Annotated in this window: 5 protein-coding genes; 4 read left to right on the top strand and 1 reads right to left on the bottom strand. The window is 31.5% G+C overall.

Annotated elements, in window-relative coordinates; translation table 11 throughout:
* Window positions 1–390 precede the first annotated feature (390 nt).
* The 4 genes from B3040_RS15150 (at window position 391) to B3040_RS15135 (ending at window position 5,796) form a co-directional block, all read left to right on the top strand.
* Window positions 391–1,311: a LysR family transcriptional regulator gene (locus B3040_RS15150; protein ID WP_291574899.1), complete on the top strand. Its 921-nt coding sequence runs from the start codon at window positions 391–393 to the stop codon at window positions 1,309–1,311.
* Window positions 1,312–1,431: 120 nt separating this feature from the next.
* Window positions 1,432–2,847: a YfcC family protein gene (locus B3040_RS15145; RefSeq protein WP_291574896.1), complete on the top strand. Its 1,416-nt coding sequence runs from the start codon at window positions 1,432–1,434 to the stop codon at window positions 2,845–2,847.
* A gap of 13 nt (window positions 2,848–2,860) precedes the next feature.
* A complete protein-coding gene (locus B3040_RS15140) occupies window positions 2,861–4,033 on the top strand; it encodes a M20 family metallopeptidase (protein ID WP_291574894.1) in 1,173 nt (390 codons plus the stop codon).
* A gap of 383 nt (window positions 4,034–4,416) precedes the next feature.
* Window positions 4,417–5,796, top strand: coding sequence for an MATE family efflux transporter (locus tag B3040_RS15135; protein WP_291574892.1), 1,380 nt, complete (start codon window positions 4,417–4,419; stop codon window positions 5,794–5,796).
* A gap of 43 nt (window positions 5,797–5,839) precedes the next feature.
* Here B3040_RS15135 and B3040_RS15130 read toward each other — a convergent pair whose 3' ends face one another.
* A complete protein-coding gene (locus B3040_RS15130; RefSeq protein WP_291574890.1) occupies window positions 5,840–6,412 on the bottom strand; it encodes a hypothetical protein in 573 nt (190 codons plus the stop codon).
* Between the last annotated feature and the right edge of the window lie 126 nt (window positions 6,413–6,538).

The raw sequence follows: 6,538 nt of genomic DNA, 5'->3' as shown, positions 1-6,538 counted from the left end.
AATTATTTTACAGACTCTATTTTCGCTAGGTTCAATCTTTATGAATACCAACGGCATTAAGTTTTTAATTATTAACTTAGAAATTTTACCTCTATTTTAAAATACATGGATATTATATAATATAGAAAATTGAAGTGCTTTAAAAAGCTGAAATTTACTAAACTGGCTTAAAGCTTTATTAACTGAAGTAGTAAGGGATGATTTGGATTATGGCCAGGGAGTAGTGGTTATGAAAACACTGTAAGATTATAATATTTAACTTTAGATTTTATAGGCTTTAGAACGAAAAATAACCAAGGTTTCTTAGAATTTAGTAATAAAAGGTGAACATGTTTATATTAGTTTTTATTATACAGTGTATTAGTTTTACTTATATATGGAGGAGTCAATATGAATTTAAAAGAACAACTATATGTATGTACTTTAGCTGAAGAAGGTAATATGTCAAAAGCAGCTAAAAAATTATTTATTTCTCAGCCAGCCTTGAGTCTATATATTAACAATTTGGAAAAGACTTTAGGTGCTAAATTGTTTTTAAGAAAGGGCAATTCTTATACATTAACTTATATGGGAGAAAAATATGTTGCAAAGGCTAGAGAAATGCTTTTCCTAGAACGTGAGTTCAATACTGAGTTACATAATTTTTTTAGAGGTAGCACAGGAAGATTAAGAGTAGGCGTACAGCTCCGAAGATCCCCATATATAGTAGCTGAAATTGCAAGTCATTTTAGGGAGACTTATCCAGAAATAGAATTAGTGTTTACTGAGTCTAATACCAGTGTATTAGAGGCTATGGTTGCAAATTACGAACTAGATTTGATTATTTATAGTTGTATGAAAAGAAGAAAAGATTTAAATTATGTACATATTTTTAACGATAACTTATTTTTAGCTGTTAACTCATCTAGTAAACTAAGAAGAAAAGCTAAGTGGCTTGAAGATGGGAATTTTCAATATATTGATTTTAAAGAATTAGAGGAAGAGACTTTTATTTTGCCTCAAAGGGGACAAAGCTTAAGAGAAGCTAGTGATATTTTGTTTGAAAAGGCAGAAATAATTCCTAAAAAGATTATAGAAATTAGAAATATAGAAACTATAATGAAGCTAGTTTCAGCAAACTTTGGCATCGGATTCAATAGAGTAAGCTATATCAACTACATGTCCCACATAAAAAATGTTGAATATTATAATGTAATACAGGATGAGATAACTTCGGAACTAGTTATTGCATACCCAAATGTTTCAATGGAAATTAAGAATTTTAATAAAATTATTAATTCAATTAAGGGCATATTTAGTGGAGATGTATAAGTTAAACTTATACTAAATATAAAATTTAAAACCTTTACATAAATATTTTGAATGTTTACAATTACACTAAGTTATACGGCCGTGTAAGTGATTTGATAAATTTGTAAAGGAGTTTTTCATATGAGTAAAAAGGTTCATAAAGAAAATAAAAAAAACTTTAAAATGCCGCATTCCTTAGTAATTATTGCTCTTATTGTATTTGTAGCAGCGATTTGTACATGGATAGTTCCAGCAGGACAATATGACAAAATAGTAAATTCAGCTGGGAAAAAAGTTATTGATGCAGAATCATTTAAATACATAGCTAATACACCAGTAAATATTTTCAAACTAGGTAATTATGCAATAAGCGGTTATATTGAGACCGCAAGTCTTATATTTGTAATTTTATTTTCAGGAGCTGCCTTTAATGTAATAGTAACTAGTGGAGCTTTACAGTCTCTTATAGCAATGGTTTCAAAAAAGCTATCTTCTAAAGAGACAATATTCATTCCAATTGTTACATTAATATTTGCTTTAATTTGTACAACTCAAGGTGTTAATACCTTTATAGGATTTGCACCAGTCATGGTAATGTTTGCAAAAGTCTTAGGATTTGATTCTATAGTTGGTGCTGGAATCATACTTTTAGGTGGTGCTGTAGGATTTTCAACAGGAACATTAAATGTAAACACTACTATAGTGGCACAAAATATAGCAGGGTTACCACCTTACTCAGGTATAGGATACAGAGCCATATGTTTTATCGTATTTTATATAGTAACTAACATTTACCTTATTAGGTATGCAAAGAAAGTTAGACTTAATCCAGAATCCAGTTATATGTATGATTTAGATATAGCAAATGAATCAAATAATAGTGATGCAGCAGAATTTGATAAGCCAATGGATGCAAGAAAATGGCTTGTAATAGTTACACTATTTGCCTTACTAGGACTTATTGTATATGGTGGAGTAAAGCTTGATTGGGACTTAGAAGAAACTGCTGCAGTATTTATCTGGATGGGTATAATAGCTGGTGCATGTGCTGGTTTTGGGCCAAGTAAGATTGCAAAGTGTATGGTAGAAGGCGCAAAGAAAATGATAGGAGCAGCGTTGGTTATAGGTCTTGCTCGTTCAGTTTCGGGAATACTAACTGCAGGTAAAATAATGGATACATGCATCTACGGAATGGCTCAAGTTTTAGGATTTTTACCAGCTTATGTACAAGGAGCAGCAATGTACATAGCAAACCTTATACTGAACTTATTTATAACATCAGGAAGTGGACTTGCGAACACTGTAATGCCTTTATTTGTACCATTAGCAGATTTAGTTGGACTTACAAGACAATCAGCAGTACTTGCATTCAACTTTGGTGACGGCTTTGGAAACTATGTACTGCCAACATCTTCTGCACTTATGGGTATACTTGGTGCAGCTAACATTCCATACGATAGATGGATGAAATTTATGGGGAAATTATTCCTTATATGGGTAGCTGTTGGATGTACCTTAATGGTAATTGCACAAATGATAAAATATGGTCCTATGTAAGGGAGAGATAAAATTGAAAGAAAGCTTATTTAAGAATATAGATGATAGAAGTAGTGATTTAATAGAAATGGCTGACTATATTTTTGATAACCCAGAACTTGCCTTTAAAGAATATAAAGCTAGTAAATTACTTACAGATTACTTAAAGGAACAGGGCTTTATGGTTGAACTAGGGCTTGGAAGCCTAGATACAGCATTTAAAGCTATATTTGAAAATGGAGTTGGTGGACCCAATATAGGACTTTTATGTGAATATGATGCATTGCCTATGGGACATGGATGTGGACACCATATGCAGGGTCCTGCAATTATTGGAGCTGCAACTTCAATTAAAGAATTATATAAGGACAAGCCATATAAATTAACAGTTTATGGAACACCAGCAGAAGAAGGTGGCGGCGGTAAAATAAAGATGATAAAAGAGGGCTATATCAAAGAGCTAGATGTGGCACTTATGATGCATGGTGGCCCCGCTACTCAAGTAGATATTAAATCCTTAGCAGCTAGCAGTATTAAAGTTATTTACCACGGTAAGAGTGCCCATGCAGCCTTAAAACCAGAGCAGGGAAGAAGTGCGTTGGATGCCCTGTTGTTAACCTTCCAAGCAGTTGAATTTTTAAGAGAACACGTTCAAGAAGATACAAAAATGCATTATACAGTTGTTGATGCAGGTGGTCCAAATAATGTAGTACCTAAAATAGCATCTGGTTCTTTTAGCTTGAGATCTTATAATTCTTCCTATTTAAAGTCAGTAGTAGAACGATTTGAAGATATTGTTAAGGGTGCTGCACTTATGACAGGAACCACCTATGAGATTATAAGAGAGAAAGATTTGGATAGTAAGGTACCAGTTTACTGCTTAAATGATGTAGTTATGAATAATGCAAAGTTAATAAATGCACCTAATATTAAGCCTGCAAGAGAAAAAACTGGATCTTCAGATTTTGGTAATGTTATGTACATTATACCAGGGTCATGTATAAGAATATCTTTCGTAGATGAAAATGCTTCATCCCACTCACAAGAGTTTTTAGATGATGGAAAAACTCAAAGGGGACACGATGCAGTAATAAATGCAGCTAAAATAGTTGCTGGAACTGCTTTTGATTTAATTGATAATCCTAGTATTCTCTCTGAGGTAAAGCAAGAATTTAATGATACAAAGGCTAAAATGAGTTTAGTATAAAATTTTATCTCCCTCAAACTTAGGGTTGGGGGAGATTAGTATTTTCTAGAATAATATAAATTTTGATTCTAGTTAAAAATATTGGATATATTTAGCTTCTAAGTTTTTATAGTAAGGTTACTTTCTTTAATAGCAAATTTTGCAGTCAAAGTTAAGTGAAAATTTAAATTTATTGAAATAAGTAAGATCTGCTTAAAAATTAAAAAACTATTCATTAAATTGTAAGTTTATACCTTTGATTACTACAGTATTTTGGGTTATAATTTATTAGTACAAGTTATCGATAACTTTATATAATTTATAGAACTTAAAGCAGATGGGCGGCTTATCACCCATTTGCTTTATTTTTTTATGTACAATAACATAGGAAAAGGAGGGGTAGTATGAAAAGACTTTTTAAAGACAAAGAGTTTTTTGCAACTATTCTTACATTGGTTATTCCAATAACACTTCAAAATTTAATTAGTTCCTCATTAAACATGGTGGATAATGTGATGATAGGAAGATTAGGAGAAAATGAAATAGCAGCAGTTGGACTTGTTAATCAGTATTTTTTCATTTTCATGCTTTGCTTATCTGGGATAAATGCTGGAGCTAGCATATTTATGGCACAATATTGGGGACGAAAAGACAAATCCAGCATTAAAAAAGTACTTGGCTTGGATTTAGTTTTAGGAACTATTGCTTCAGTTATATTTACATTAATTGCGCTATTTATACCGGAATCTATTATGAGAGTATTTACCAATGAAGTAATAATAATTGACTTAGGAGTTCAATACTTAAGAATTATATCAATAACTTTTATGCTCACTAACATAACTCAAGGTTTTTCAACGGCTTTAAGATGTACAGGCATTGCGAAGCCACCTATGTTTGCAAGTTTAATTGGAGTATTAACAAATGCTTTTTTAAATTGGATATTTATATTTGGAAATCTTGGTGCACCTGTAATGGGAGTTGCTGGAGCAGCTTTAGCTACAAGTATAGCTAGGTTGGTTGAAACAGCTATAGTTTTAGTTTATGCATATAGTCCTCAAAGTGTTGTTAGAGGAAAATTTAGGGAACTTTTAAGCTTTAATCTGGAATTTATTAAGAATTATTTTAAAACTTCTTACTCAGTAATTTTGAATGAATTAGTTTGGGCTTTAGGGATGACTACTTATTCAGTAATCTATGCAAGGATTGGAATTAAGGAAGTTGCAAGTATGCAAATTGCCACTACGATAAATAATATGTTCATGGTATTATGTATAGGTCTTGCTGTTGCAGCTAGTATAATGGTAGGTAATAAAATTGGAGCAGGTGAAGAAGAAGTTGCTATTAATTACGCAGGAAAACTTGGTGTGCTTGCTCCTATGATTGGAGTAGTAATAGGAGCAGCTCTATGGATTTCCGCACCAATAGTAACGGGAGCTTTCAAGATTAGTGAGGATACAATAAAACTAACAGTTACTGTGCTGAGAACTATGGCTTTTTTTGCACCTTTAAGATTTTTTAATGTACTTATGATCGTTGGTATATTTAGAGGTGGTGGAGATACCACTTATTCCATGCTTGTTCAACTTGGTACTATTTGGTGTTTCTCTATTCCTGTAGGATTTATTGGAGCAGTGTACTTTAAATTATCTCTTCCAGCTGTTTATTTAATAATTTGCATGGAAGAATTGATAAAAGTCATATTTGAGTGGGCTAGGCTACGATCAAAGAAATGGGTTAAAAGCATTATAGATGATAAAGAACCAATAAAAGTTAGTGCTTAGAAACATATAAGTGAAGGCTACCAGAAAAAATTACTGGTAGTCTTCACTTATATGGCTTAAATTTTCTAAGCTTAAAATGTATGGCTGCAAGAAAAGCTCCAATAGTATTTGCAATCATATCTACATCTGTATCAATCAAGGATTCCTGTGCTGGATTTGAAGGTTTTAAGAAAATATCAATTGAAAACTCTAGAAATTCAAAACATTGCCCTAAAGCCATACCTAAAACCACAATAAAAATAAAATCATAAATTCGGAGAGGTAATTTGGTTTTAGTAAGTTTTAGAAAAACTGAGTAAATAAGAAGAGTAAAAGCATAAGTTCCCAAAACATGAAGAAATTTATCAAAGATAAATGATGTAGTGTAAAGCTTAAGGTAATCTCCTACAGAGGTATGGAGAATTAAGGTTAGCATAACAATTAATCTAGTATAGTTATTTATGTAAAAGTCATATTTTATTTCTAAAAAAGTTCCTAGTAAAACCAATATTACTATAGCAACAACTTCATATAAATAATCAAGTTCACTCTGTTTAAATAATCCAAGCCCGATGATGACTTGAGTAGCTATAAAAATTACTGTCATAAAATTTATTAATTTTATTTTGTATTTCATTTATATACCTCCAGTTACATATTATTTTTAGAGTAACCAATAAATTATTTCTTATGTAGAAAAACAAATGAATAATAGGACAAAATAATAAAACCTATGAGGTGCATAGGTTTTATTAGGTGGTAA

The organism is Clostridium sp. UBA4548 (assembly GCF_002387895.1).
In the GTDB taxonomy this organism is placed as follows: Bacteria; Bacillota; Clostridia; order Clostridiales; family Clostridiaceae; genus Clostridium_J.
This window is presented reverse-complemented; position numbering and strand designations above follow the sequence as displayed.

Coding starts and splice junctions, on each gene's coding strand:
- B3040_RS15150 (WP_291574899.1), top strand. CDS start 391: ATGAATTTAAAAGAACAACTATATGTATGTACTTTAGCTGAAGAAGGT.
- B3040_RS15145 (WP_291574896.1), top strand. CDS start 1,432: ATGAGTAAAAAGGTTCATAAAGAAAATAAAAAAAACTTTAAAATGCCG.
- B3040_RS15135 (WP_291574892.1), top strand. CDS start 4,417: ATGAAAAGACTTTTTAAAGACAAAGAGTTTTTTGCAACTATTCTTACA.
- B3040_RS15130 (WP_291574890.1), bottom strand. CDS start 6,412: ATGAAATACAAAATAAAATTAATAAATTTTATGACAGTAATTTTTATA.